Consider the following 25827-nt stretch of genomic DNA (forward strand, 5'->3'; position numbering starts at 1 on the left):
CTCTGACAGAAACCATCCTACCTTGGATTGAGTCTAAACAAGGCCCCGTCGAAGGGATCGCCGAAGCGGTCACCGAAGGGATCAGAGCTGCCCGTACCCGTCCAGGAAGTTCCCGATCCGGGTGACCGCGTCCTTCAGATCCGCCGCGGCGGGCAGGGTCACCACCCGGAAGTGATCGGGTTCGGGCCAGTTGAAGCCGGTGCCGTGGACGACCATGATCTTCTCGCGGCGCAGCAGATCCAGCACCATCTGCCGGTCGTCCTTGATCCGGAACACCTTGGGGTCGAGCCTCGGGAAGAGGTACAGCGCCCCCTTGGGGCGGACGCAGGTCACCCCGGGGATCTGGGTGAGGGCCTCGTAGGCGACATCGAGCTGTTCCTTGAGCCGCCCGCCCGGCAGCACCAGGTCGGCGATGGACTGGCGTCCGCTGAGCGCGGCGGCCACCCCGTGCTGGCCCGGCATATTGGCGCAGAGCCGCATATTGGCCAGGATCGTCAGGCCCTCGATGTACGACTGGGCGTGGGCGCGCGGGCCGGAGACCGACATCCAGCCGACCCGGTACCCGGCCACCCGATACGCCTTGGACATCCCGTTGAAGGTGAGGGTCAGCAGATCGGGGGCGACGGCGGCGGTCGGGGTGTGCACGGCACTGTCGTAGAGGATCTTGTCGTAGATCTCGTCGGAGCAGACCAGGAGGTTGTGGCGGCGGGCGAGGTCGGTCAGCCCGCGCAGCGTCTCCTCGTCGTAGACGGCCCCCGTGGGATTGTTGGGGTTGATGATGACGAGGGCCTTGGTGCGGTCGGTGATCTTCCGCTCGATGTCGGTGAGATCGGGCATCCAGTCGGACTGCTCGTCGCAGCGGTAGTGCACGGCGGTGCCGCCGGACAGGGCGACGGCGGCGGTCCACAGGGGGTAGTCGGGCGCGGGGACGAGGACCTCGTCGCCGTCGTCCAGCAGGCCCTGCATCGCCATGGTGATCAGCTCGGAGACCCCGTTGCCGATGAAGACGTGCTCGACGTCGGTCTCGATGCCGAGGGTCTGGTTGTGCATGACGACCGCGCGGCGGGCGGCGAGGAGCCCCTTGGCGTCGCCGTAGCCATGGGCCGTGGAGACATTGCGGAGGACGTCCTCCAGGATCTCCGGGGGGCACTCGAAGCCGAACGCGGCCGGGTTGCCGGTGTTCAGCTTGAGGATGCGGTGACCGGCCGCCTCCAGCCGCATCGCCTCCTCAAGAACCGGGCCCCGGATCTCGTAACAGACGTTGGCGAGCTTGGTCGACTGGATCACCTGCATGTCAAGGAGCTTACGACCGGGTAGCGGGGCCCGCGTGGTGCTTTCCGCCACATGAGACACGGACGGGTCGCCCCTTGCGCGGAGGCGACCCGTCTTCGTCAGCCTGCCGCCGTCGGCGTCCGCCGTACCGCCCGTCCCGCCAGGACATCCGTGCGCCGGCCGTCCTCGATCACGAACCGTCCGTCGATCAGGACGTGCGGGATGCCCGTGGGCAGGGTGCGCGGCGCCTCGAAGGTCGAGCCCGCCGCGACCGTCGCCGCGTCGAAGAGCACCAGGTCGGCCCGGAAGCCCTCGCGGACCGTCCCCCGGTCCGGCAGCCGCAGCCGGGTCGCCGGGCGGGACGTCAGCCGGGCCACGCACTCCTCCAGCGACAGCACCCCCAGCTCCCGCACATACCGGCCGAGGTAGTGCGGGAAGGTGCCGTACGCCCGGGGGTGCGGTTTCGCGCCCTGGAGGATGCCGTCGGAGCCGCCGGTGTGCACGGCGTGCCGCATGATCAGGCGGACGTTCTCCTCGTGGCCCACGTGCTGGAGGATCGTCGGGCCGAGCCGGTCCTGCACCAGCAGCCGGTGCGCGGTCGTCCAGGGCGGCTCGGAGCGGGCGGCGGACGACTCGGCGATGGTGCGGCCGACGTACTGGGCGAGATCCGGGCTGGTCACGCCGGAGATCTCGATCGTCTCCCACTCCACCGGCACCCCGTGGCAGCCGTCCGAGCCGAGCACCTCCAGATGGTGCCGGATGCGCTCCGCCGTCTCCGGGTCGGTCAGCCGCCGCAGCGCCTCGGCCGGGCCGCCCTCGCTCGCCCAGCTCGGCAGCAGCGCGGCGAGGGTGGTGGAGCCGGGGGTGTAGGGGTAGGTGTCGAGGCTGATGTCGGCGCCGTCGGCCAGCGCCTCGTCCAGCAGGGCCAGCAGCTCGGGGGCGCGGCCCTTGTTCACCCCGAAGTTCATGGTGGCGTGCGCCAGGTGCAGGGCGCAGCCCGCCTCCCGGGTCAGCGCCACCATCTCCCGGTACGCCTCCAGCGCCCCGGCCCCGTAGGAGCGGTGGTGCGGGCAGTAGTAGCCGCCGTACGAGGCCACCACCCGGCACAGCTCGGTCAGCTCGGCGTCCTTGGCGTACATGCCCGGGGTGTAGGTCAGCCCCGACGACAGACCCACCGCGCCCTGCTCCAGACCCTCCGCGACCAGGCGTTTCATCCGGCCCAGCTCGGTCGCGGTGGGCTCCCGGTCCTCCCAGCCGACGGCCAGCGCGCGGACCGTGCCCTGCGGGATGAGGTAGGCCGCGTTGACGGCGATGCCCCGGTCCAGCCGGTCCAGGTACTCGCCGACCGACCGCCAGTCGAAGTCGAGGTCGTCGCCGTACCCGTTCCAGCCGGTGATCGCGGTGCGCACCTCGCCGAGGGTGCGGTCGTCCACCGGGGCGTACGACAGCCCGTCCTGGCCGATGACCTCCAGGGTGACGCCCTGGGCGGCCTTGGCGCTGTGGTCGGGGTCGCGCAGCAGCGCCAGATCGCTGTGCGCGTGCATGTCGATGAAGCCGGGGGCGAGGGTGAGGCCGTCCGCGTCCAGCTCCCGGGTCGCGGTGGGCCGCTGACAGCCGGACGCGGCGGCCTCCCGCACGATCGACACGATCCGGCCGCCGTCCACGACCACGTCCGCCCGGTAGGCGGGCGCCCCGGTGCCGTCGACGACATCCGCGTCCCTGATAACCAGCTCTGCCATGCTGCGGGGCCTCCTAGAAGAACGTGCGGATGTAGTCCACGACCGTGCCGTCCGCCTCCACGACCGGGATGAGCTGCCATTTGTCGAACGAGGTGCAGGGGTGGGACAGGCCCATGCCGAGCCAGTCCCCGACCTCCAGATCCGCGTCCGGGGCGGTGCTCAGCCAGCCGTGCTGGTCGGACAGACCGGTCACCTCGACGCCGGTCGCCGCCCTTTCCTTCCCGTCCCGGCGCACCACCTGGGCGAACGGGAGATGCAGGTCGTAGGCCGCGTCGCGCTTGCCCGCGTTCACGAACGCCTGGGCGGGGGTGGGGCGGGAGACGACCTGCGCCCAGAGGCGGAACGCGGGCTCCAGAGCGCCCTCCTCCGGGACCCGGTTGAAGGGGGTCAGCTCCCGGTAGTGCCCGTCGTCGTGCGACACGTACGCGCCCGAGCGCAGCAGCTTCAGCACCGGTACGGACAGCTCCGGGACTCCGGCGAAGACCTCGGCGACCGCGTCGAACCAGGCGCTGCCGCCCGCGCTCACCACGATCTCGTCCAGCCCGGCGAACCGGCCCGCCGCGTCCAGGTCCGCCGCCAGCGCCACCAGCCGCCGCAGATACGCCCGCACCCGCTCCGGGTCGGCGTCCGGCACCTCGCCCTCGTACCCGGCGACCCCGGCCAGGCGCAGGGTGGCGGTGGCGGCCACCGCGTCGGCGACGGCCCGGCACTCCGCCTCGCCGCGCGCCCCGGTGCGGGCCCCGTCCCCGGCGGCCAGCTCCACCACCACGTCCACCGGGCGGGACGACCCGCGCAGCGCCGCGTCCATCAGCTCCACCCCGCGCACGGAGTCGACGTAGCACAGGAAGCGGAAGCCGGGGTCGGCGGCCAGTTCGGCGGCGATCCAGCGCAGGGCGGCGGCGTCCACCAGCTCATTGGCGAGGAACACCCGCCCGACCCCGAACGCCCGCGCCACCCGCACCTGGTGGGGGAGGGCCAGGGTGATGCCCCAGGCCCCGTGCTCGATCTGACGGTGGAAGAGCTGCGGCGCCATGGAGGTCTTCCCGTGCGGCGCGAACACCAGCCCGTGGCGTGCGGTGTACGTCTCCATCAGCGCGAGGTTGTGCTCCAGGCGCTCGGCGGAGAGGGCGAGGACGGGGGTGGTGAAGCCGTCGGTGAACAGATTGCGGCGCTGGGCGGCGAGCGCGGCGACGGTGAGGCCGTCGGCGTCCGGGGGGAGGCCCTTGAAGCGGTGGTCGATCCGCTCCTCGGCGAGACCCGCCAGGCGGGCGGCCGGAGCGGCTGGGCCCGGGATGTCGGAGCCCGGGACGTCGCTGTCGTGGGCCATGGAGCCTCCCTGATCCGGTGCGTTGCATTGTCTGCAACACTCATTGCGTATGTCGCTTACTGCTGTCTAACATCTCGGCCAACGCGGGGTCAACGGAGCCGCCTCGCCACGCCCGAGGGAGCCACAGCATCGTGCCGGTCACCGGACCCACCACCCCCGACGTCGTGGACGTCGTAGCGCTCGGCGAGTCCATGGTCACGTTCCTTCCCTCCACACCGGGCCGCCTCGCCGACGTCTCGTCCTTCGAGCGGGGCATCGGCGGCGCCGAGTCCAACCTCGCCTGCGTGCTGGCCGCCGCCGGGCACTCCGCCCGCTGGGTCAGCCGGGTCGGCGCGGACCCCTTCGGCGACCATCTGGTGCGGGCCATCGGCGGCTACGGCGTCGACACCGCCGCCGTCCAGCGCGACCCCGGCCGCCCCACCGGCATCTACTTCCGCACCGCCGGCGACCGCGCCACCGACGCCCACGAGGTCGCCTACTACCGGGCGGGCTCGGCGGCCTCCGCGATGTCCCTCGCCAACGTCGACCAGGCCGCCGTACGGGCCGCCCGGATCCTGCACCTCTCCGGCATCACGGCCGCCCTGTCGCCCACCTGCCGCGACCTGCTGCACACACTCATGGCCCCCGCCGCCGACCGCCCCCTGATCTCCTTCGACGTCAACCACCGCCCCCGTCTGTGGTCCCGCACCGGCGACGGCCCCGCCCTCCTCCTCACCCTCGCCCGCACCGCCGACCTCGTCTTCCTCGGCCAGGACGAGGCGGAGGCCGCCTGGGGGGCGACCGGCGGCCCCGACCGGATCCGCGAACTGCTCCCGGAACCCCGGGTCCTGGTGGTCAAGGACGGCGGCACCGGAGCCACGGCGTACGTCCACCCGGACCCGGAGCCGGTCTTCGTGCCCGCCCCCCGCGTCGAGGTGGTCGCCGCGACCGGCGCCGGGGACGCCTTCGCCGCCGGGTTCCTCTCCGCCACCCTGCGCGGACTGCCCGTACGGGACCGGCTGCGGCACGGGCATCTGATGGCCGCCGCCGCCCTCACCGTCCCCGGCGATCTCGCCACGCCCCCCGGCCGCGCCCGCGCCGACCGCCTTGCCGCCCTCGACGACGAGGCGTGGGGGAGACTGCGACTCGGCCCCGGCTGGACCCACGCCGACGAACGGGCCGACGAGGAGGTACGAACCCCATGAGCCAGACCGTCGACCGCGCGCTCAGCATCCTTCCGCTGCTCGCCGAGGGCCCCGCAGACCTCGGGATGGTCGCCGAGCGGCTCGGGGTGCACAAGTCCACCGCACTGCGCCTGCTGCGCACCCTGCACGACCACGGCTTCGTCTACCGCCAGTCCGACCAGCGCTACCGGCTCGGCGCCCGGCTCTTCGCCCTCGCCCAGGAGGCGATGGAGAACCTGGACATCCGTGAGATCGCCCACCCCCACCTCGTCCGCCTCAACGAGAGCTGCGGCCACACCGTCCACCTCGCCGTCCACGAGGACGGCGAGGTGCTCTACATCGACAAGGTGGAGAGCCGCTACCCGGTGCGGATGTACTCCCGGATCGGCAAACCGGTCGCCATCACGGTCGCCGCCGTCGCCAAACTGCTGCTCGCCGACCTCCCCGAGCACGAGCGCCGCGCCCTCGCCGAGAAGCTCGACTACCCCATGTTCACGCCCCGTTCGACCCCCCACGCCGACGCCTTCCTCAAGGAGCTGGCCGCGGTGCGCGAACAGGGCTGGGCCACCGACCTCGGTGGCCACGAGGAGTCCATCAACTGCGTCGGCGCCCCCATCCGGGGCGCCGACGGCCGGGTCGTCGCCGCGATGTCGGTGTCCGCGCCCAATGTCGTCGTCACCGCCGACGAACTCCTCACCCTGCTCCCGCTGGTGCGCCGCACCGCCGACGCCATCAGCGGCGAGTACTCCGGCAGAACCCACGCCTAACGCACCCGAACCCGAGGACCAGGTAAAAGGCAATGACTGAGAAGACCGCCCTCACCCCGAAGACCCACACCACCCCGCCCGCGAAGTTCTCGCACGGCGTGAAGAAGGGCAACATCCTCCAGGTCGCCGGCCAGGTCGGCTTCCTCCCCGCCGTCGAGGGCCAGGCCCCGACCCCGGCCGGTCCCACCCTGCGCGAGCAGACCCTCCAGACCCTCGCCAACGTCAAGGCGATCCTGGAGGAGGGCGGCGCGAGCTGGGACGACGTGATGATGATCCGCGTCTACCTCACCGATGTCGACCACTTCGCCGAGATGAACGGGATCTACAACACCTACTTCGAGGAGCAGGGCCTCACCGCCCCGCCCGCCGCCCGCACCACGGTCTACGTCGGACTGCCCGCCGGTCTCCTCATCGAGATCGACGCGCTGGCCGTCCTCGGCTGACGGCCACTCCCTTCTCCTGGACACGCTCGTTGTGTCGGGTACCGGAAAGGCGACGGCCCCCGTGTCGACGGGGGCCGTCTGGGTACCGTGGTGATGTCGAGCCAGACAGGAGTCATCGTGTCGCAACGCGCAGATCAGCACATCGGCGCGCGGATCGCCGACTACCGCAAGATCCGTCACATGACGCAGGCGTCCCTCGCCCAGCGGGCCTATGTCTCCCACAGCTCCCTCGCCAAGGTGGAGGCCGGACTCGTCCCGGCGAGTCCCGCGCTGGTCGCCGCCACGGCCAGGGTCCTCCAGGTCGATGTCGCCGTGCTCAACGGGCAGCCTTACATGTCCCAGATGCGTCAGGACCAGATCGATCATCTGATAAGGCCGCTCGGCGAGGCGCTCGACCTCTACGACATCGAACCGGACCCCCACATCCGCCCCCGCCCCGTCGCCCATCTCGATATCGCCGTCACCACGCTGCTGCGGCACAACCGGCTGGCCGAGTACGGCCGGGTGGGGTCCGCTCTTCCCGGGCTGCTGGGCGAGCTGACCACCGCTCTGCACACCTTGCCCCAAGGGGAACAGCGGCGGCGCGTGGCAGCGGGCCTGGCCAACACCTACTGGGCCGCCCACGGCCTCGCCGACCGGCTGGGATACCCGGACCTGGCCTCGATCGCCCTGGACCGCATGGGATGGGTCGGAGTCCAGGCGGACGACCCGCTGCTGCTGGCCGTCCGCCACTACGCACGGAGCCTGCGGTATGTCCGCCGCAACAACCCGCGCGTCGGGCTCCTCCTGGTCGAACGGGGCCAGCAACTGGTCCAGCAGGCCGACGACCCGAGGTCGGTTCCAGCCCTGGCGGTGTCCGGGAAACTGCATCTGCGCGCCGCGTTCATCGCCGCGCGGGCGCAGGACCAGGACACGTCGGAGGGCCATCTGGACCTGGGCAAGGGTGCCGCGCGGCAGATCGGACGGGACGTACCGGAGACGTACTGGCTGTCCTTCGGGCCCACGGATGTGGCGCAGTACGAGGTCGAGACGAACGTCGACCTGAAGAACATGCCCGCCGCCGTGAAGGCGGCGAAGTCGCTTCGCTTCCCGGCCGGACACTCCCCCACCAGGGTCGGCCGCCATTTCATGGACCTCGGCCGCGCCTACGCGCACATGGGCAGGAACGAGCAGGCCCTGAACGCGCTGCTGCGCGCCCGCGGGACGGCGCCGCAACTGGTCCGCTACCACCCGACCGCGCGTGAAGTGGTCGGAGTCCTGGTCAGACGGCAACGGCGGCTGCCCGAGCAGCTCACCTCCCTCGCGGGCTGGGTCGGCATGGCGTGACCCAGCTCCGGTCCTCGACGGGACGTCCGTCGCGCTGGTCATCATGGCGATCTCGGCCGGTTCGATCTTCGCCTCGCACGTCAACGACGGCGGCTTCTGGATCGTCGCCAAGTACTTCGGCATCAGCGAGCGCGACACCCTGAAGACCTGGACCGTCCTGGAATCGGTGCTGTCGGTGGCCGGTTTCGCCGCGGCGGCGGCACTGAGCCTGTTCGTCTAGGCCGGACGGCCGGGATTTGGGCATCGTCGCCATAACGAAGTAGGGCCCGACTGTCTCTGACACAGGTTTGTCGACCATACTGCGGGGCTGTGGAGCAGCAGCGCATAGGTACGAGCAGTCAGCCCCTGGACGCCGGGGTCAACCCGGCGCACATCCCCGGGCTCACACAGCCCGCGCCGGCGGCGCCGGAGGACGGGGTCGAGGCGGCGGAGCACACGCCCGCCCCCGAGACCCCGGCCGAGGCCGAGGCCCCCGCGCCGGAGGAACCGGACACGGACGACGCGGAGGCCCCGGAGACGGCCGCCGCCGAGGACGCGGAGGCGGACGAGGACGAGGACGCGGAAACGGCCGGCGGCCCCGCGTTCGAGGCCGCCGACCGCCGTGCCCGGATCGTCGCCGACGCCGAGGGCGTCCGCCTCAGCCTCGACGAGGAGCGGTGCGAGTTCCGCTGGGACGAGATCGCCGCGGTGGAGACCGCGGCGGCCCGTTTCGGCAAGCGGTTCACCGTGACCGTGCACACCCCGGACCGCCGCTGGTACCCCATCGAGATCGAGGCCAAGGCCAAGTCGGACCACAAACAGTGGGACGACTCACTGGACGCGGTCCTCGACGCGTACTTCGACGAGGGCAAGAAGCCCGAACCGGACAAGGCCGAACCGGAGAAGGCCGAAGAGGAACCCAGCGCCTAGGCGCAGTACTGGGCTTCCTTCCCGATGGACCGGTACATGCAGTCCGCGTTCTCCAGCAACTGAAGAACGGCATCCCGGTTACGAGAGGTCTCCCGCTCGATCACCTCATCGGGCGGGTAGAACCCACCCCCGCTCGCCGTCCGCGGATACATCTCGAAGGTGTATCCGAAGATCTTCTGGTTGCCCCACAGCCAGTCGTCGATCGACCCGTCGGTGATGTAGAGGTCGCTCGACTGCTCCGGCGTGTACCCGTTGCTCGCCGCGAGTTTCTGCCCCACCGCGGCGAAGGCGTTGCGGTCGTCGGCGGTCATCCCGGGCGCGGTGTCGGAGTAGGTGTAGCCGTACGGCCAGAGCACCAGCTCGCTGTAGGTGTGGAAGTCCACGCCCGCGGTGATCTGCTGCTCGCCGCCGACGACCCGGCTGCGCACGAAGTCGGCCACCACCTTCACCTCGGGCGCCGACTCGGCGGCGGTCCCCCGGTAGGTCTCGGAGGAGGTGGAGCCGGAGGAGCCGCCGCAGCAGCCCCAGTTGTAGTTCCAGTTGCGGTTCATATCGGTGCCGACATACGACGAACCGGTGTTGGGCTGGCGGTTCTTGCGCCAGGACCGGTAGGTGCCGGTGGCGATGTCGTACTCGCCGCCGTCCGGGTTCATGTCCGGGATGATCCAGATCTCCCGGTTGTCGACCATGTTCTTGACCCGGGAGTCGGTGCTGTAGTCGGAGGTCAGCTCGCGCAGCAGATACAGCGCCATCTCGACGGTGAGGTGCTCGCGGGCGTGCTGGTGGTGGGTGAACAGCACCTCCGGTTCGGCCTCGTCGCTGGCCACGTTGTCGCTGATCTTGATGGCGACGATATTGCGGCCCTGGTAGGAGCGGCCGATCACGCGCTGGCTGGCGATGGCGGGGTTGGCGGCGACCAGGGTGTTGATCTGGGCCGTCATCTCCGCGTAGTTGTGGTACTGCGAGTCGGCGGTCGGGAAGTCGAGGAGCCGTACGTCGTCCTCGCCGGCCGAGCGGTCGGGGGCGGCGCCGAGCGGGGTGACCTCGTAGCCGAGGGCGCGCAGCTTCTTGATCTGGTCGGCGCGGCCGGAGACCACGACCCCGTGCTCGTCGGCCTCGTCGACGGTGACGCCGGTCCGCTGGATCGCGGTGCGGTCCTGCGCGGTGGAGCGCATGAGGATCTCGTACTGGCGGATGTCGTCGGCGGACGCGGCCGGTTTGCTCGCGCTGTCCGCGCTGGCGTCGTTGGTAGTGGCCGAGATCGGGGCGGCCAGGGCGAGGGCGAGCAGCGCGGCGAGCGCGGCGCCGCGTCTGCCCCTGGCGGCGGTGCCGCGTGGGCGGAGTCGCATGAAGTCTCCTTGTTTCTCCGGTCTCCGGGGTCTTCCGGAGGTGGGGGTGGGGGAGCGGGGGGTGGTTCGTCCGTGCGACGTACGGGTGGCGCTCATGGTCCGGGTGTGGCATGCGCAGGTCAAGAGTGAATCTGGGAGTGGCCTGTGAGCGACCCCCGGCGCCGGGTCGATGAAGCCACCCGGCGCCGGTCCCCGAGCCGCTCCCGAGCCCCTCCCGTGCCGGGCCCCGAGCCGCCCCCGCGCCGGGCCCCGAGCCGCCCCCGAGCCCGGCTGCCCGGCACCCGCCCCGCGCTGATGGCCCATGAGAAAACGGCGCACTATACGCGCTGCCGGAGGGCTCCCCCGGGTCGAGCCGCGAAGTGCACCCTGGGGCGTGACCCCGGGGTGCATATATGTGAGAAAGGGGGGAGAGTGGCAGTTCGCGGAGGGGAGCCCCGTACTCCGGCCCCCGTACCCCATCCTCACAGGACAGTCCGATCATGGGCGGATCAGCGCCACGGCGGGACGGCCGGCTGCCGGTCGAGACGACCAGCTTCGTCGACCGGCGCGGTGAGCAGAGCGAAGGCCGGGAACTGCTCGCGCAGGCGCGGCTGGTCACCCTGACCGGGCCGGGCGGCGTCGGCAAGACCCGGCTGGCCGCCCGGATCGCGGCCCGCGTCGAGCGGGCGTTCCCCGACGGGGTGCGGTTCGTCCATCTGGCCGGGCTGCACGACCCCGACCTCGTCCCGCTCGCCGCCGCCGACGCCCTCGGCCTGCACGACCACTCCGCCCGCCCCGTCCTGGACGCCCTGGTGGAACAGGTCCGCGAACGTCGGCTGCTGCTCGTCCTCGACAACTGCGAGCACCTCACCGCCGCCTGCGCCGCCCTCGCCGCCGCCCTGCTGCACGGCACCACCGGCATCCGGGTCCTCGCCACCAGCCGCCACCGCCTCGGCCTCACCGAGGAACACCTCCTGGAGGTGCGGCCGCTGCCCGTGCCCGGCCCCGACGACGACCTCACCGTTCACCCCGGCCCGGCCCTCACCCTGTTCGCCGACCGCGCCGCCGCCGTCGTCCCCGGCTTCCGGCTCACCGCCGCCAACCGGGCCGCCGTCGCCCGCCTCTGCCGCCGCCTCGACGGCCTCCCGCTCGCCATCGAACTCGCCGCCGTCCGGATGCGCGTCCTCGGCGTCGAACAGCTCATCGCCCGCCTCGACGACCGCTACCGCCTGCTGGCCACCGGCAGCCCCGCCGTCCTGCCCCGCCACCAGACCCTCGGCGCCGCCATCGACTGGAGCCACGAACTGTGCACCCGGCGCGAGCGGTTGGTCTGGGCCCGCGCCTCCGTCCTGGCCGGCGGCTTCGACCTGGAGGCCGCCGAAGCGGTCTGCGCCGACGGCGAACTCGTCCGCTCCTACGACGTCCTGGAGGCCGTCGCCGGACTCCTCGACAAGTCCGTCCTGTGCCGCGAACCCCCGCCCCCCGAGCCGGACCCCGCCGAGAGCCCCGACGCCCCCGGCGCCGACCCCCTCGGTCCCGCCGCCCCCGCCGACGACACCGGCACCCCCGCCCGCTACCGCCTCCTGGACACCCTGCGCCACTACGGCCTCCAGAAGCTCCGTGCCCGCCCCGGCGAGGAACGCGCCGCCCGGCGCCGCCATCTGGCCTGGACCCAGCGCCGCGCCGAGGAGAGCGAGAGCGCCTGGTTCGGCCCCGCCCAGCGGCAGATCGTCACCCGGCTCCGCGCCGACCAGGACAATCTGCGCGCCGCCCTCGACTTCGCCCTCACCGACCCCGGCGAGGCCCTCGCCGGGCTCCGCCTCGCCGGCACCCTCTGGTTCTACTGGCACGCCTGCGGCGCCCCCCGCGAGGGCCGCCATTGGCTGGACCGCGCCCTCGACGCCAACCCCGGACCCACCCGGGAACGCGCCCGCGCCCTGTGGACCTCCGCCCTGCTGGCCGGCTGCCCCGAGGACCTCACCCGGGGCCGCCGCCAGGCCGAGGAGGCCCGCGCCCTCGCCCTGCGCCTCGGCGACCGCGCGGAGGCCGCGCACGCCGAGTACGTCATGGGCGTCGTCGTCCTGTTCGGCAACGACCTGCCCGCCGCCCTCGCCCACTTCCGCGCCAGCGTCGCCCGCGGCCCCGTCCCCGGCCAGCACCTCAGCATGGTCGGTCTGGACCGCGTCGAACTCGCCTGCGCCCTCGGCTTCCTCGGCGAGGCCGACCAGGCCATCGCCGTCTGCGAGGAGACCCGCGGCCTGTGCGAACGCCACGGCGACGCCTGGGTCCTCTCCTACGTCCTGCGGATGCTCGCCCTCGCCTATGTCGTCAAGGACGACCTCCCGCGCGCCGAGCGCCACGCCCGCGAGGCCCTGCGCCTGAAACGGGCCGTCCACGACGTCCTCGGCATCGGCCTCACCCTCGATCTGCTGGCCCGCATCACCGTGCTGCGCGGCGCCCCCGACCGGGCCGCCGTCCTGCTCGGCGGCGCCGACCGGGTCTGGGCCGACGTCTCCCGCGACCGCTGGGGCTCCGACGCCCTCAACGCCGCCCGCGCCGACGCCGAGACCCGCTCCCGCGCCGCCCTCGGCCCGGCCCTGTTCCAGAAGGCGTACGAACTCGGCGGCTCGCTCGGCCTGGCGGAGATCGTCGGCCACGCCCTGGAGGAGCGCCGCGCCGCCCCCGCCCCGGCGCCCGCCCCCGCCCCGGCCCCCGCGCCGCTCACCCGGCGCGAGGACCAGGTCGCCCTGCTGGTCGCCGAGGGCCTCGCCAACCAGCAGATCGCCGACCGCCTCGTCATCGCCCGCCGCACCGCCGAGGGCCATGTCGAACGCATCCTCACCAAGCTCGGCTTCACCAGCCGCAGCCAGATCGCGGCCTGGGTCGCGGCACGCCAGTGACACCCCCGCCGAGAACCCTCCGGACGACCACGCACGCCCTGGGAGCCCCATGACCACGCAGACCCCGCCCGGCCTCTTCGACCACCGCATGGCCGTCTTCGGCACCGACGAGGAGTTCCTCGGGGCCGCCGTGCCCTTCCTCACCGAGGGCCTGCGCGCCCCCGGCGAACCGGCGCCGGTCGCCATCACCACCCCGGCCCGCCTCGCCCTGCTCGCCGACACCCTCGGCGACACCGTCGCCCTGATCACCCACACCGACTGGTACACCGGCTCGGCCCCCAACGCCATCGCCCAGGGCGCCGGATACCTGGCCCGCAACGCGGGCGCGGGCGGCCGGATCCATCTCCTCATGGAGCCCGACTGGGCGGGCCGGGCCGGGAGTTCGCCGCGCGAGAGCGCCGAGTGGATCCGCTACGAGTCCCTCGCCAACCTCCTCTTCGCCCCCCTCGCCACCACCGCCCTGTGCGTCTACGACACCCGCCTCGCACCCCCCGGTGTCATCGAGCGGGCCCGCCGCGCCCACCCCGGCACCGGCGCCTACGAGGACCCGCACCGCCTGACCGCCGCCCTGGACGCCGTACCCCTGCCGCGCCCACCGGCCGACGCGCGGGGGCTGGGGCTGGACGGGGTGGCCGGATGGGCGGGGGAGCGGGGGCTGGGGGCGGACGAGGCGGAGCTGTTCGCGGGGGCCGTGCGGGAGGCGGCGGACACCCTCGGGGCGGCGCGGGCCGCGCTGCGGGTGTGGGGCGACGCCCCGGCCTGCGTGGCCGAACTGGCCGCCCCGGGACGCCTCGGCGACCCCCTCGCGGGCTTCGTGCCCCCGGCCGGGGAACTGCGCCCGGAGCGGGGCCAGGGGCTCTGGTTCGCCCGGCAGGTCTGCGCCTATGTGGACGTCCGGGACGCGGCGGACGGCGCCGCCACCACCGTCCGGCTCCAGTACGGGCGCTGAGGTGACGGGCGGGGTGCTCGGGAAACGGGGGCACAGGTAGTGAAGGGGGTAGTCCTCCCCGTGCCGGACCGGGTTCCGCCGGGCAGACTCGACGGCATGCTCCAGCTCTCCGGGAACCGGCCCCCGGGCCCCCACTCTCCGGACGGCGCGTTCCCCCAGCCACCGCTGCGGGCCGGCCATCTGAGGGTCACGTACGACCCCCGCCCCACCGCGGTCCGGGAGGCCCGTGCGACGGTGCGCAGGCACCTGGAGGAGTGGGGCCTGGCCGAGGGGCGCGACGCCCCCGAGGATCTGGTGGACACGGCGGAACTCCTGGTCAGCGAGGTGACCACCAACGCCCTGCTGCACTCCGCGGGCCGCTTCACCCTCACCCTGTCCGCCGCGCACGGCACCCTGCGCTGCGAGGTGGACGACAGCGGCCCGCGGCCCCCGCGGGTCCGGGAGGCGTCCGGCGCGGAACACGGACGCGGCATGTTCCTGGTGGCGGCGCTCGCCCGGCGCTGGGGCTGCCGCCAGGAGGGGCCGGGCAAGACCGTCTGGTTCGAGCTCGGCACCTGCGCGTGCGACGGCTGCGGTCGGCGACAGCCGTAGGACGCGCGACCCCCAGCGGGCCCGGCGGCGATGCCCGGCGGCCGGGCCCCGCTGGGGAGTGCGGCCCCCGTTCGCGAGTGCGCACATCGGGTGAAGATCGCCGCGCACCCTCTTGTCCGCCCCCGCCCCGTGCGCTTACTTGACCCCCATGGCCGACATCACGGGCGACACCTCACCGACCAGGACACCGGACGGCACCGGCACCGGCCCCGCCCCGCGCAGGGCGAGCTGGCGGTACATCGGCCCCGGGATCGTGGTCGCCGCGACCGGAGTCGGCGCCGGGGACCTGGTGGCGACCCTGATCGCGGGCAGCAACTTCGGGTACACCCTGCTCTGGGCGGCGGTCATCGGCTGCGTGGTGAAGATCGCCCTGGCGGAGGCCGCCGGCCGCTGGCACCTCGCCACCGGCCGCACCCTCTTCGACGGCTGGGCCGGACTCGGCCGCTGGACCCTCGCCTTCTTCGCGGTCTACGCGGTGGTCTGGGGCTTCGTCTACGGGGCCGCGGCGATGTCCTCCAGCGCCCTGCCGCTCCAGGCGCTGTTCCCGGATGTGATGGGTCTGGAGTGGTGGGGCATCGGCTGCGGACTGGTGGGCCTGGCCTTCGTCTGGTTCAACCGGTACGCCGTCTTCGAGAAGGTCATGACGGTGCTGGTCGGCGTCATGTTCGTGGTGACGGTGTATCTGGCGGTCCGGGTCACCCCCCATCTGGGCGACGCCTTCGCGGGCCTGCTGCCGGTGCTGCCCGACGAGCCCGGCTCGGTCCTCAACACCCTCGGCCTGATCGGCGGCGTCGGCGGCACCATCACGCTGGCCGCGTACGGCTACTGGGTCAACGCCAAGGGCTGGACGGACACGGGCTGGATGAAGGTGATGCGGCTCGACAACCGGGTGGCGTACGCGACGACCGGGATCTTCGTGGTGGCGATGCTCTTCGTCGGCGCGGAGCTGCTGCACTCCGCGAACGTGGCCATCGAGACCGGCGACAAGGGCCTGATCCAGCTCGGCGACATCCTCGCGGCCGAGTACGGCCCGGTGACCGCCAAGTTCTTCCTGATCGGCTTCTTCGCCACGTCCTTCACCTCCCTGATCGGCGTCTGGCACGGGGTGAGCCTGATGTTCGCCGACTTCACCGCCCGCCTCGGCCGGGGCGCCCCCGGCGGCACCGGTGCCGAGGTGGCCGCCGGTACCCGGGAGCGCTCCTGGGCCTTCCGCGGCTATCTGCTGTGGCTGACGTTCCCCCCGATGGTCCTGCTCTTCCAGGACCAGCCCTTCCGCCTGGTCATCCTCTACGGCGTCCTGGGCGCGGCCTTCCTGCCCTTCCTGGCCGGGACCCTGCTGTGGCTGCTCAACTCCTCGCGCACCCCGAGGGAGTGGCGCAACGGGCCGGTCAGCAACACCCTGCTGGCGGCGGCGGGACTGCTGTTCCTGGTGCTCTGCGTCAAGCAGGTGTGGGACCAGCCCTGGGCGGACTTCTTCTGACGGCCTCTTCTGACGGCCTCTTCCGGCGGCCCGTGGAACGGGTGACGCCCGGGACTCCTTCGTGGAGGTCCCGGGCGCCGGTCCGCGAGCGGTGCGGGTGCTGTCCCGCTACGGGAGCGCGTCCACGTGCGGGCCGACCACGCTCGACCAGGCGTTGCCCGAGGTGGCGTCCCAGTTGGTGGACCAGGTCATCGCGCCGCGCAGGTCGGGGTAGGTCCGCGGCGGCGTGAAGGTGCCGCAGTTGGTGCCCCGGGTCAGGCAGTTCAGGGCGTTGTTGACCACGGACGGGGCGACATAGCCGCCGCCCGCCGCGCGGGTGGAGGCGGGCACACCCAGGCCGACCTGGGACGGGGCGAGGCCGTTCTCCAGTTGGATGCAGGCCAGGGCGGTCAGGAAGTCGACGGTGCCCTGGGCGTAGACCCGGCCGTCGCAGCCCAGCATGGTGCCGCTGTTGTAGTACTGCATGTTGACGACCGTGAGGATGTCCTTCACGTTCAGGGCCGTCTGGAAGTAGGAGCCGGAGGTCGACTGCATGTCGATGGTCTGCGGGGCCATCGTCAGGACCAGCGAGGGACCGGCCAGCGTCGACAGGGAGCGCAGGGCCTGCGTCATGTAGGTGGCGTTGAGGCCGTTCTCCAGGTCGATGTCGACGCCGTCGAAGCCGTACTCCTGCATCAGGGCGTAGACCGAGTTGGCGAAGTTGGTCGCGGAGGCGGAGTTGTTCACGGTGACCGTGCCCAGCTCGCCGCCGATCGAGATGATGACCTTCTTGCCGGCCGCCTTCTTGGCGACGATGTCCGCCTTGAACTGGGCGACCGTGTAGCCGTTGAGGCCCGCGGTGTCCAGGTTGAAGGTGACGGCACCCGGGGTCGGGGTCGCGTCGGCGAAGGACACCGCGATGATGTCGTAGGCCGCGGGGACGTCCGAGAGCCGCTGGACGGCGGCGCCGTTGTTGAAGTTCTGCCAGTAGCCGGTCACCGCGTGCTTCGGGACACCGCCGCCGCCGTTGCCGCCGTCGGCCGGGGTGGTCACCGCGAGCGCCGCCGAGCGGGGCGACTCACCGGCCGCGTTGGTCGCCGTCACCTGGAAGGAGTACGCGGTGGAGGCGGTGAGGCCGGTGACGGTCGCCGAGGTGCCGGTGACCGCGGTGATCCGGGTGCCGTCGCGGTAGACCGAGTAGCCGGTCGCGCCGGACACCGTGCTCCAGGACAGGTTCACCGAGGTCGGGGTGGTGGCGCCCGCCGCGAGGCCGGTCGGGGCGGTGGGGATCGTCGGACCCGGGTCCGTGCCGCCGCCGCCGTCCGGGCCGAAGACCGAGAGGTCGTCGACGAAGTACGGCTGCTGGCCGTACCAGCCGTGGGTGTAGACCGTCACCGAGGTGGTGTTCGCGCCGGTGGTGAAGGTGGTGGAGAGCTGCTTCCAGGCCGACGAGTCGGGGGTCCACGTCGACACATCGGTGGTGCCGGTGCCGGTGGCGCCGAGGTAGGCGAAGCCGCCCTGCACCCACGCGCTGAGCGTGTACGTCGAGTTGGGCTGGACGGCGACCGCCTGGGAACAGCGGGCGTTGTCCTGGCCGGAGGGCGCCGCGCGCAGGGCCCCGGCGCCGGTGCGCACGGGCGTGGACACCGCGGTGCCGCTGTTCGCGGAGCAGGTCCAGTTGGCGACACCGGATTCGAAGCCCGCGTTCCGCGCGTTGTTGATGTCCGCCGCGGACGCTTCCACGGCCGTGGAGAGGGAGAAGGCGAGGGCGGCGACGGTGGCGCCGGCCCAGATCCGCCTGCGGAGCGGGCGTCTGGCGGTGCCGGTGTGCCGTCTGTTCCGTACGAGGTCCACTCGGGCCTCCGATGGGGAGTCGGGACGAGGAGGGGGGAAGAGCACGAGAAACAAGAAGCGAGAAGCAGGTGTGGGCAGGCTGCTGCCGGGAGAACTCGTGGGGGAGGAAAGCAGGGGAAGGCAGGGGGAGAGCAAGGGAAAGGAAGCGGAGAGGAAGTGGAGAGGAAGAGGAACGGTGGCCACCGCTGTGCGTCAAAGGTGGTCCAGACCAATTGTGTTGTCAAGGTCTGGACCAAGTCCGTGGCGAGTTCACAGAAACGGAACACGCCTAACCTGCCCTGATTTGAAGCGACTTGTGCGATGTCAGTTGTCGCAGAGCCACCGAAACGCTGTTCTCCGGCCACAGAGGCGCGGATACAGTGCTGACGTAGTCACGCAATGAAGTCATCTCGGTGCGCCGGAGTCACGCCCGTGCACCGGCCGGCGGAATCGGGGAGCTGCGCGTGCCAACTGCCATTGCCGTGACGGGCGCCGACCTGGCGCTCCCGGCGCAGGACGAACGGACCCTGCCCGCGGCCGTGCTGCCCGACCTGGACCGGCGCCCGCTGGACCAGGTCCTCGCCGAGGTGCAGGTCCTGCTCGACCAGCACGGACAACTCGTCGTGGTCTGCTCCGGCGCCGCCCCCGCGGCCGTGTACCGCAGGCTGCACACCGTCCGCTCCCTCCTGGAGAGCGACCGCATCGCCCTGTTCCGCCCCGAACTGCCCCCGCTGGGTGTCGCCGTCCTCGCCCGGCAGTTGCGCCAGCTCGCCTCCTGCGACCTCAGCCCCGGCGTCCTCGCCTCCGCCGGGCGCCTGCTGACCCACTACATCCACGCGGGCGCCCTGCTCGGCTCCGTCGCCCGGCTCGACCGGGTCCCCGTCACCCTCAAGGCGCACGCCAAGTCCTGGATGCCCGGCAGCCAGTTCGCCGTCCTCGCCCACCCCCAGCCGCAACTCGTGCGCCTGGGACCCGACGCCACCCTCGCCGGACCCGAGTTCGCCACCCGGATGGTGGTCGCCAAGGGCCAGCTCACCTCCGACTGGGTCACCGGTACCCTCGCCCCCGCCTGGCAGGCCCAGGGCCTGCGCGAGGTCCCGCTGCCCGCCGAGTCCGCCCGCTGGTGGGGCACCGGGAAACTGATCGAGTTCTGCGCCCACCTCGGCGATCTGTCCGTGCTGTACCAGCTCGTCACCTCCGTCCGCCAGACCGTCTGCCACTGGTGCGGCCTCGATGTCATCGGCGACCTCTGTGTGTTCTGCTCCGCCACCCCGCCCGACGCCGAGGACCCGCCACCACCGGACCCGGCGGCCGACGGCCGGGGGCCGCACCAACGGCTCACCGAGGGCCCCGCCCGCACCCGCCGGGCCCTCACCCCCTGACTCCTCGCACCACCGCCCGCCCCCCTCCCCGCCACCACCCCCCAACGAGGACGCACGGTTCATGAACTCCCGTCAGCGCCGCGGCGTGATACTCCTGCTCCTGTCCATCCTGTGCGCCCTCGGCGCCTTCGCCGGTGTGCTCTCCGTCGTCAACGACGTCCGGTCCAAGGTCGGCCCCGAGGTCACCGCGTACGAGCTGAAGTCGAACGTGGCGCCCTACACCCCGCTCAGCGCGGGCCAGTTCAGCGCGGTGGAGATGCCCGAGCGCTGGCTGTCGCCGACCGCCGTCACCGATCTCACCGAGATCCGCGGCAAGATCGCGGTCACCGCCCTCAAGAAGGGCTCCCTGCTCCAGAGCGACATGATCGTCGACCAGCCCGCGCTCAGGCCGGGCGAGCAGGAGGTCGCCATCATGATCGACGCGGCCACCGGCGTCGCCGGCAAGATCACCCCCGGCGCCACGGTCAATGTCTACGCCACCTTCGAGGGCGCCCGCGAGGAGGACCCCGACCAGTCCCGGGTGATCATCGCGGGCGCCCGGGTCCTGGACGTCGGCGAACTGACCCCGCTCGAAGCCGACGCGAACGACCGCTCCCGGGCCGGCACCGAGGCCGTGCCGATCACCTTCGCGCTGTCCGCGCCCGACGCCCAGCGCATCACCTACGCCGAGTCCTTCGCCGAGCAGGTCCGGCTCGCCCTCGTCGCCCCCGGCGGCGACGGCACGGTCCCCGAAGAGGACCGCACCTACGAACTCGCCGACGACCAGTGACGACGAGCAGGGACCAGGGAGAGGCCGCTCCATGCCCACCAGAATCCTTCCGGCGGTGTCCGACGCGGACGCGGTCCGCTCGATCACCACACTCCTCAGCCAGCTCCCGGACGCCGAACCCGTGGGCCCGGTCCTCGACTCCACCCAACTGATCGACACCCTCGCCCGGCTCGCCGCCGAGTCCGTCGACGAACTCCCCGAGGTCGTCGTCGTCCACGAACGCATCGGGCCCGTGCCCGCCCTGGAGCTGATCCGCGAGGTCGCCCTGCGCTTCCCCGCCGTCGGCGTCATCCTGATCACCTCCGACGCCGGACCCGGCCTGTTCGCCGCCGCCATGGACTCCGGCGCCCGCGGCCTGGTCGCCCTCCCGCTCAGCTACGAGGAACTCGGCGCCCGCGTCCAGGCCGTCGCCCAGTGGTCCACCGGCGTCCGCCGCCATCTCGGGCACGGCGGCGCCGACACCTTCCCCGGCGTCGGCGGCACCGTCGTCACCGTCTCCGGCGCCAAGGGCGGGGTCGGCACCACCCTCACCGCCGTGCACCTCGCCCTCGCCGCCCAGGCGTCCGGCCGCTCCACCTGCGTGGTCGACATGGACCTCCAGACCGGCGACATCGCCGCCTACCTCGATGTCCAGTTCCGCCGCTCGGTGGTCGACCTCGCCGCCATCACCGACATCTCGCCCCGCGTCCTCGCCGACGCCGTCTTCCGCCACGACACAGGGCTGGCCCTGCTGCTCGCCCCCGGCGAGGGCGAACGCGGCGAGGAGGTCACCGACCGCGCCACCCGCCAGATCGTCAGCGCCCTGCGCTCCCGCTACGAGACGGTTGTCCTGGACTGCGGCTCCCAGATGAGCGGCGCCGGGGCGGCGGCCGTCGAGATGGCCGACACCGCGCTGCTGGTCACCACCCCGGACGTGGTCGCCGTCCGGGGCGCCAAACGCCTGGTCCGTCTCTGGGAACGCCTCCAGATCCGCAAGGCGGAGGAGACCACGGTCGTCGTCAACCGGCACACCAAGAGCACCGAGATCCAGCCCGCCCTGATCCAGCGGATCACCGGCACCGCCGTCGCCCGCACGGTCGTCCCCGCCCACTTCAAGGAACTCCAGGCGGTCGTCGACGCCGGGCGGCTGCACGAACTCGACGCCAAGAGCACGATCAAGCAGGCCCTGTGGACCCTCGCCGGTGAACTGGGCCTGGTCCAGGGCACCGACGGCACCCCCACGGGCCACCGCCGCGGCGGAGCCCGCACCAGAACCCGCTCCCGCACGGACCCCTCCGCCCGCCCCGAGCCCACGACACCCCGGGGCGGCGACCGGGCGGCCCTCACCTTCCGGCGACGCAAGGAACTGGGGCGGTGAGGGGGGTGCGGGGGAGACGGCCCGGGGTGGGGAAGGGCCCGGCGAATCCGTTCCAGGCGAATCCGTCCCGGGCGAACCGGTTCCGGGCGGGTGCCCTTCCGTGCCCGCCCCACCCCCGCTCCGCCCTCCGGGGCGATGGTGGGCAGGTCACCATCGAGTTCCTCGGGATGACCCCGCTGATCCTCATCACGCTGGTGCTGCTGTGGCAGTTCGTGCTGCTGGGGTACACCTTCACCCTCGCGGGGAACGCCGCCGACGAGGCGGTGCGGGCCGGGACGGCGGCGGCGCCGGGCGCGCGGCAGGGGGCGTGCCAGGAGGCGGGCCTCGACAAGCTGCCGGGCGCCTGGGCGGGCGGCGCCGACGTGAACTGCGGGACATCGGGGGGTTTCGTGACCGCGCGGGTCGTCCTGCGCGTCCCGGTGCTCTTCCCCGGCACGGTCGCCTTCCCCTTCGAGGTGCGGGGCGAGGCGGGCGCGGTGGAGGAGGACACGGGAGAGGGGGGCTGACATGCCGTACGCATCGCCGTCGCCGTCGCCGTCGCCGTCGCCGTCGTCGCCGTCCGCACCGCGCCGCAGGCGTCCGCACCGGGACCGGGACCGGGACCGGCACAGGATCCGGGCCCGGGACCGGGACCGGGGCCAGGTCGCCATCGAGTACCTCGGATTCCTCCCGATCCTGCTGCTCGTCGCCCTCGGCACCGTCCAGCTCGGGCTGATCGCCTACGCCGGACAGCAGGCCGGGACCGCGGCGCGGGCCGGGGCGCGGGCCGCCTCACTGGACCTCGGCGCCCAGCAGGGCTGCACGGCCGCCGTGAGCGACTGGCTCGACGCCGCCTGCTCCGAGGGACAACTGGGCGACGAGGTCGAGGTCACCGCCACCGTCGACATCCCCTCCCTCGTCCCCGGCTGGGACTTCGGCCCCGCCACCCGCACCGCCGTCATGCCGATCGACCACACCGACTGAACAAGAAGCAAGCCACCGAACAAGCACAAGCCATGAGCAAGCCATGAGAGGGGGCCCGCGATGAGTCTGAGGGCACGCATCAACTCCCCGGAGGAGCAGGGCAGCCGGGGCGAGGACGGCCATCTGGTCGCCTCCTACCGGGCCAAGCTGCTGGAGGAGATAGACCTCGCGGAGATGGGCTCACTGGCCGCCGCCGACCGCCGCGCCCGGCTGGAACGGGTCCTCGGGCACATCATCAGCCGCGAGGGCCCGGTGCTGTCCACCGTCGAACGGTCCCAGCTCATCCGGCGGGTGGTGGACGAGGCCCTCGGCCTCGGCATCCTCGAACCCCTCCTGGAGGACGCCTCCATCACCGAGATCATGGTCAACGGCCCCGACGCGATCTTCGTGGAGCGCGGCGGTCGGGTTGAGCAGCTCCCGATCCGATTCGCCTCCGGCGACCAGCTCATGCAGACCATCGAACGCATCGTCTCCACCGTCAACCGCAGGGTGGACGAGTCCAACCCGATGGTCGACGCCCGCCTCCCGTCCGGCGAGCGCGTCAACGTCATCATCCCGCCGCTGTCCCTGACCGGCCCGACCCTCACCATCCGCCGCTTCCCCCGCTCCTTCACCCTCCAGGAGCTGATCGGCTTCGGCTCGCTCGACGAGCACATGCTGTATCTGCTCGCCGGGCTGGTGCAGGCCAAGTTCAATGTGATCGTCTCCGGCGCCACCGGCACCGGCAAGACCACCCTCCTCAACGCCCTGTCCGGACTGATCCCCGGCGGCGAGCGCATCATCACCATCGAGGACTCCGCCGAACTCCAGCTCCAGCAGACCCATGTCATCCGCCTGGAGTCCCGCCCGCCCAACGTCGAGGGCAAGGGCCATGTCACCATCCGCGACCTGGTCCGCAACTCGCTGCGGATGCGGCCCGACCGGATCGTGGTCGGCGAGGTCCGCGGCGGCGAGTCCCTCGACATGCTCCAGGCCATGTCCACCGGCCACGACGGCTCCCTCGCCACCGTCCACGCCAACAGCGCCGAGGACGCCCTGATGCGGCTCCAGACCCTCGCCTCCATGTCCGACGTCGAGATCCCCTTCGTCGCCCTGCACGACCAGATCAACAGCGCCGTCGATGTCATCGTGCAGCTCGCCCGGTTCGCCGACGGCACCCGGCGGATCACCGAGATCGCCCTCCTCGACAGCCATGGCGGGGAGCCGTACCGGCTGGTGACCGTCGCCCGCTTCGACGCCCGCCCGATGGCCGCCGACGGCCGGATCCACGGCGTCTTCCGCTACTTCCCGCTGCCGCGCCGCACCGCCGACCGCCTCTACATGGCGAGCCAGCCGATCCCGCAAGCCTTCGGCATCGCCCTCACCGAGGACATGCTCGCCACCCGAGAGGCCCGTTAGGACCCACCCTCATGACCACCACCACCACGACCACGAACACCGCGCTCCCCCTGAACCCGACCCTGGAGAACCTCACCACCCTCACGATCGGCGCCACCCTGCTGACCCTCCTGCTCGCCGTCCTCGGCGTGCACGTCTACGCCGCCGGACGCGCCCAGCGCCGCGCCCTGGTGGACCGGCTCACCGCCACCGGCCAGGCCCCCGTCACCGGCCGCCGCCGCCACTTCCGCGACCTGGACCGCCGGCTGCGCCGCACCGGCCTCGGCCGCCGCCTGGAACACCGGCTCGCCGCGACCGGCCTGGACATCACCCCCGGCGAGTTCGCCGCCGCGATGCTGGTCGCCGTCGCCGGACTCTGGCTGATCGGCCACGCCGCCCTCGCCCCCTTCTTCGGCCCCATAGCCGGGCTGCTCGGCGTCGGGGCCGCGCTCCAGTTCCTCAACTGGCAGCGTCAGAAACGCATCGAGAAGTTCATCAACCAGCTCCCCGAACTCGCCCGCATCCTCGCCAACGCCACCAACGCCGGACTCGCCCTGCGCACCTCCATCGGCATGGCCGCCGAGGAACTGGAGGCCCCGGCGGGCGAGGAACTCGCCAAGGTCGCCGACCAGCTCGCCCTGGGCGCCTCCCTCGACGACGCCCTCGACGAGATGGCCCGGCGCCTGCCCTCGCGCGAACTGGTCGTCCTGGTCACCACCCTCGTCCTCGCCAACCGGGCCGGCGGCCAGGTCGTCGGCGCCCTGCGCAACCTCACCGAGACCCTGGAGGAGCGCAAGGAGACCCGCCGCGAGATCCGCACCCAGCTCTCCCAGGTCTCCATGACCTCGTACGCCGTCCCCGCGATGGGCGTCGGCGCCCTGTTCCTGATGAACGGCGTCAAGGACGGCGCCCTGGACCGGATGACCGGCTCCCCCTTCGGCCAGGCCGCCGTCATCATCGCCTTCGGCCTCTACACCGTCGGCTTCCTCCTCATCCGCCGCCTGTCCCGGATCGACGTGTAGGGGAGGACGACGACCATGGCACTCCTCCTCGCGGCCCTCGCCGCCCTCAGCGTCTGGGGCGTCTTCGCCGGTATCCGGATGTACCGGGCCGACGCCAAGCTCCCGCCCGATCTCCAGCTCGCCCTGGAGGTCGGCGCCACCCGTACCGGCGCCGTCGACTCCGTCGTCGACCGCATGGGCATGCGCTACGCCCCCGCCGTCCTGCGCCTGATGGGCCCCAAGCAGGTCGCCAGGTACCGCCGCCGCATCGACCTGGCGGGCAACCCCGGCGGCCTCACCATCGACCGCTACGCCGCCCGCCGCGCGGTCTACGGCGTCCTCGGCGCGACCGGCTTCCTGGTCTTCCTCCTCCGCGGCGACTACCTCGTCGCCCTGCTCCTCCTCGCCTTCGGCGCGTTCTGGACGGAGGTCGGCATCTGGTCGGCGATCCGGGTCCGCAAGGACGTCATCGAACGCACCCTGCCCGACTTCCTGGACGTCCTCGCGGTCGTGGTCAGCGCGGGCCTCGGCTTCCGCCAGGCCCTGGACCGGGTCTCGTCCAAGTACGAGGGCCCCTGGGCGGACGAACTCCGGATCACCCTGCGCCAGATGGACCTCGGCATGAGCCGCCGCCAGGCGTTCGCCGAGCTGCGCCGCCGCAATGACTCCGAGCAGGTCGCCATGTTCGTCACCGCCCTCCAGCAGGGCGAGGAACTCGGCGCCCCGATCGTCGACACCCTGGTCGCGCTCGCCCGCGACATGCGCCGCACGGACGCCCAGAACGCCCGCCGCAAGGCGGCCCGCGCGGTCCCCAAGGCCACCATGATGATCACCACGTTCATGGTCCCCGCCACCATGCTCCTCCTCGCCGCCGGCCTGCTCCTCGGCTCCGGCACCGACTTCGGCACCCTCACGGGCGAGTAGGGCGCGACCGGGGGCGCGAGGGATGACGAACGACGACGAGAGACGCCG

Annotated in this window: 23 protein-coding genes; 18 read left to right on the forward strand and 5 right to left on the reverse strand. The window is 72.5% G+C overall.

Features of this window, described 5'->3' with window-relative positions; genetic code table 11:
• Positions 1-81: 81 nt before the first annotated feature.
• The 3 genes from AB0O01_RS21790 to AB0O01_RS21800 form a co-directional block, all read right to left on the reverse strand.
• On the reverse strand, positions 82-1293 hold the full coding sequence (locus AB0O01_RS21790) for a pyridoxal phosphate-dependent aminotransferase (RefSeq protein ID WP_365315609.1): 1212 nt from the start codon (positions 1291-1293) through the stop codon (positions 82-84).
• A 98-nt stretch (positions 1294-1391) separates the two neighbouring features.
• A complete protein-coding gene (locus tag AB0O01_RS21795; RefSeq protein ID WP_365315611.1) occupies positions 1392-3011 on the reverse strand; it encodes a D-aminoacylase in 1620 nt (539 codons plus the stop codon).
• A gap of 13 nt (positions 3012-3024) precedes the next feature.
• Positions 3025-4338: an amino acid deaminase gene (locus tag AB0O01_RS21800; RefSeq protein ID WP_365315613.1), complete on the reverse strand. Its 1314-nt coding sequence runs from the start codon at positions 4336-4338 to the stop codon at positions 3025-3027.
• A gap of 131 nt (positions 4339-4469) precedes the next feature.
• Here AB0O01_RS21800 and AB0O01_RS21805 point away from each other — a divergent pair, with 131 nt between their 5' ends.
• The 6 genes from AB0O01_RS21805 to AB0O01_RS21830 all read left to right on the forward strand — a co-directional run bounded on the left by AB0O01_RS21805 (position 4470) and on the right by AB0O01_RS21830 (position 8946).
• Positions 4470-5522, forward strand: a complete 1053-nt coding sequence (locus AB0O01_RS21805; protein ID WP_365315615.1) for a sugar kinase — start codon at positions 4470-4472, stop codon at positions 5520-5522.
• Positions 5519-6268, forward strand: coding sequence for an IclR family transcriptional regulator (locus AB0O01_RS21810; RefSeq protein ID WP_365315617.1), 750 nt, complete (start codon positions 5519-5521; stop codon positions 6266-6268). Before AB0O01_RS21805 ends, AB0O01_RS21810 begins: the two co-directional genes overlap by 4 nt.
• A gap of 32 nt (positions 6269-6300) precedes the next feature.
• Positions 6301-6711, forward strand: coding sequence for a RidA family protein (locus AB0O01_RS21815; protein WP_365315619.1), 411 nt, complete (start codon positions 6301-6303; stop codon positions 6709-6711).
• A gap of 117 nt (positions 6712-6828) precedes the next feature.
• A complete protein-coding gene (locus AB0O01_RS21820; protein WP_365315621.1) occupies positions 6829-8037 on the forward strand; it encodes a helix-turn-helix transcriptional regulator in 1209 nt (402 codons plus the stop codon).
• Positions 7952-8257, forward strand: a complete 306-nt coding sequence (locus tag AB0O01_RS21825) for a hypothetical protein (RefSeq protein WP_365315622.1) — start codon at positions 7952-7954, stop codon at positions 8255-8257. Before AB0O01_RS21820 ends, AB0O01_RS21825 begins: the two co-directional genes overlap by 86 nt.
• A gap of 89 nt (positions 8258-8346) precedes the next feature.
• Positions 8347-8946 (forward strand): hypothetical protein, encoded by a 600-nt coding sequence (locus AB0O01_RS21830; RefSeq protein ID WP_365315624.1) that lies wholly within the window; start codon positions 8347-8349, stop codon positions 8944-8946.
• Here the strand turns inward: AB0O01_RS21830 and AB0O01_RS21835 are convergent.
• Positions 8943-10295, reverse strand: coding sequence for a M14 family metallopeptidase (locus AB0O01_RS21835; RefSeq protein WP_365315626.1), 1353 nt, complete (start codon positions 10293-10295; stop codon positions 8943-8945). The genes AB0O01_RS21830 and AB0O01_RS21835 overlap by 4 nt on opposite strands.
• A gap of 479 nt (positions 10296-10774) precedes the next feature.
• On the opposite strand from AB0O01_RS21835, the gene AB0O01_RS21840 reads away from it, so the two are divergent.
• The 4 genes from AB0O01_RS21840 (at position 10775) to AB0O01_RS21855 (ending at position 16194) form a co-directional block, all read left to right on the forward strand.
• Positions 10775-13174: a LuxR C-terminal-related transcriptional regulator gene (locus AB0O01_RS21840; protein ID WP_365315628.1), complete on the forward strand. Its 2400-nt coding sequence runs from the start codon at positions 10775-10777 to the stop codon at positions 13172-13174.
• 49 nt (positions 13175-13223) lie between these two features.
• Positions 13224-14123, forward strand: a complete 900-nt coding sequence (locus AB0O01_RS21845; RefSeq protein WP_365315630.1) for an MEDS domain-containing protein — start codon at positions 13224-13226, stop codon at positions 14121-14123.
• A 60-nt stretch (positions 14124-14183) separates the two neighbouring features.
• Positions 14184-14714 carry an ATP-binding protein gene (locus tag AB0O01_RS21850; protein ID WP_365315632.1) on the forward strand — a complete coding sequence of 177 codons (531 nt, stop codon included), beginning with the start codon at positions 14184-14186 and terminating at the stop codon, positions 14712-14714.
• A gap of 148 nt (positions 14715-14862) precedes the next feature.
• On the forward strand, positions 14863-16194 hold the full coding sequence (locus AB0O01_RS21855) for an Nramp family divalent metal transporter (RefSeq protein ID WP_365315634.1): 1332 nt from the start codon (positions 14863-14865) through the stop codon (positions 16192-16194).
• A 108-nt stretch (positions 16195-16302) separates the two neighbouring features.
• Here the strand turns inward: AB0O01_RS21855 and AB0O01_RS21860 are convergent, their stop codons facing one another.
• On the reverse strand, positions 16303-17967 hold the full coding sequence (locus AB0O01_RS21860; protein WP_365315958.1) for a glycosyl hydrolase family 18 protein: 1665 nt from the start codon (positions 17965-17967) through the stop codon (positions 16303-16305).
• Between the two features lie 503 nt (positions 17968-18470).
• Here AB0O01_RS21860 and AB0O01_RS21865 point away from each other — a divergent pair.
• The 8 genes from AB0O01_RS21865 to AB0O01_RS21900 all read left to right on the forward strand — a co-directional run bounded on the left by AB0O01_RS21865 (position 18471) and on the right by AB0O01_RS21900 (position 25779).
• Positions 18471-19388, forward strand: coding sequence for a hypothetical protein (locus AB0O01_RS21865; protein ID WP_365315636.1), 918 nt, complete (start codon positions 18471-18473; stop codon positions 19386-19388).
• A gap of 61 nt (positions 19389-19449) precedes the next feature.
• A complete protein-coding gene (gene cpaB, locus AB0O01_RS21870; protein ID WP_365315638.1) occupies positions 19450-20157 on the forward strand; it encodes a Flp pilus assembly protein CpaB in 708 nt (235 codons plus the stop codon).
• A 31-nt stretch (positions 20158-20188) separates the two neighbouring features.
• The gene (locus AB0O01_RS21875) at positions 20189-21514 is read left to right on the forward strand and encodes an AAA family ATPase (RefSeq protein WP_365315639.1); all 1326 of its coding nucleotides are present in this window, start codon (positions 20189-20191) and stop codon (positions 21512-21514) included.
• Between the two features lie 167 nt (positions 21515-21681).
• Complete coding sequence (locus tag AB0O01_RS21880; RefSeq protein ID WP_365315641.1) at positions 21682-22020, forward strand: pilus assembly protein; 339 nt, start codon at positions 21682-21684, stop codon at positions 22018-22020.
• Between the two features lie 106 nt (positions 22021-22126).
• Positions 22127-22477 carry a TadE family protein gene (locus AB0O01_RS21885; RefSeq protein ID WP_365315960.1) on the forward strand — a complete coding sequence of 117 codons (351 nt, stop codon included), beginning with the start codon at positions 22127-22129 and terminating at the stop codon, positions 22475-22477.
• A 60-nt stretch (positions 22478-22537) separates the two neighbouring features.
• Positions 22538-23875: a CpaF family protein gene (locus AB0O01_RS21890; protein WP_365315643.1), complete on the forward strand. Its 1338-nt coding sequence runs from the start codon at positions 22538-22540 to the stop codon at positions 23873-23875.
• Positions 23876-23886: 11 nt separating this feature from the next.
• The gene (locus AB0O01_RS21895; RefSeq protein ID WP_365315645.1) at positions 23887-24876 is read left to right on the forward strand and encodes a type II secretion system F family protein; all 990 of its coding nucleotides are present in this window, start codon (positions 23887-23889) and stop codon (positions 24874-24876) included.
• A gap of 15 nt (positions 24877-24891) precedes the next feature.
• Positions 24892-25779: a DUF5936 domain-containing protein gene (locus tag AB0O01_RS21900; RefSeq protein ID WP_365315647.1), complete on the forward strand. Its 888-nt coding sequence runs from the start codon at positions 24892-24894 to the stop codon at positions 25777-25779.
• Positions 25780-25827 lie beyond the last annotated feature (48 nt).

This window comes from Streptomyces sp. NPDC093252 (assembly GCF_040683675.1).
Lineage (GTDB): Bacteria > Actinomycetota > Actinomycetes > Streptomycetales > Streptomycetaceae > Streptomyces.

Bases quoted from the DNA above. Each gene is read 5' to 3' on its own strand.
- AB0O01_RS21790 (WP_365315609.1), bottom strand. From the start codon at position 1,293: ATGCAGGTGATCCAGTCGACCAAGCTCGCCAACGTCTGTTACGAGATC.
- AB0O01_RS21795 (WP_365315611.1), bottom strand. From the start codon at position 3,011: ATGGCAGAGCTGGTTATCAGGGACGCGGATGTCGTCGACGGCACCGGG.
- AB0O01_RS21800 (WP_365315613.1), bottom strand. From the start codon at position 4,338: ATGGCCCACGACAGCGACGTCCCGGGCTCCGACATCCCGGGCCCAGCC.
- AB0O01_RS21810 (WP_365315617.1), top strand. From the start codon at position 5,519: ATGAGCCAGACCGTCGACCGCGCGCTCAGCATCCTTCCGCTGCTCGCC.
- AB0O01_RS21815 (WP_365315619.1), top strand. From the start codon at position 6,301: ATGACTGAGAAGACCGCCCTCACCCCGAAGACCCACACCACCCCGCCC.
- AB0O01_RS21835 (WP_365315626.1), bottom strand. From the start codon at position 10,295: ATGCGACTCCGCCCACGCGGCACCGCCGCCAGGGGCAGACGCGGCGCC.
- AB0O01_RS21840 (WP_365315628.1), top strand. From the start codon at position 10,775: ATGGGCGGATCAGCGCCACGGCGGGACGGCCGGCTGCCGGTCGAGACG.
- AB0O01_RS21845 (WP_365315630.1), top strand. From the start codon at position 13,224: ATGACCACGCAGACCCCGCCCGGCCTCTTCGACCACCGCATGGCCGTC.
- AB0O01_RS21855 (WP_365315634.1), top strand. From the start codon at position 14,863: ATGGCCGACATCACGGGCGACACCTCACCGACCAGGACACCGGACGGC.
- cpaB (WP_365315638.1), top strand. From the start codon at position 19,450: ATGAACTCCCGTCAGCGCCGCGGCGTGATACTCCTGCTCCTGTCCATC.
- AB0O01_RS21875 (WP_365315639.1), top strand. From the start codon at position 20,189: ATGCCCACCAGAATCCTTCCGGCGGTGTCCGACGCGGACGCGGTCCGC.
- AB0O01_RS21880 (WP_365315641.1), top strand. From the start codon at position 21,682: ATGACCCCGCTGATCCTCATCACGCTGGTGCTGCTGTGGCAGTTCGTG.
- AB0O01_RS21890 (WP_365315643.1), top strand. From the start codon at position 22,538: ATGAGTCTGAGGGCACGCATCAACTCCCCGGAGGAGCAGGGCAGCCGG.
- AB0O01_RS21895 (WP_365315645.1), top strand. From the start codon at position 23,887: ATGACCACCACCACCACGACCACGAACACCGCGCTCCCCCTGAACCCG.
- AB0O01_RS21900 (WP_365315647.1), top strand. From the start codon at position 24,892: ATGGCACTCCTCCTCGCGGCCCTCGCCGCCCTCAGCGTCTGGGGCGTC.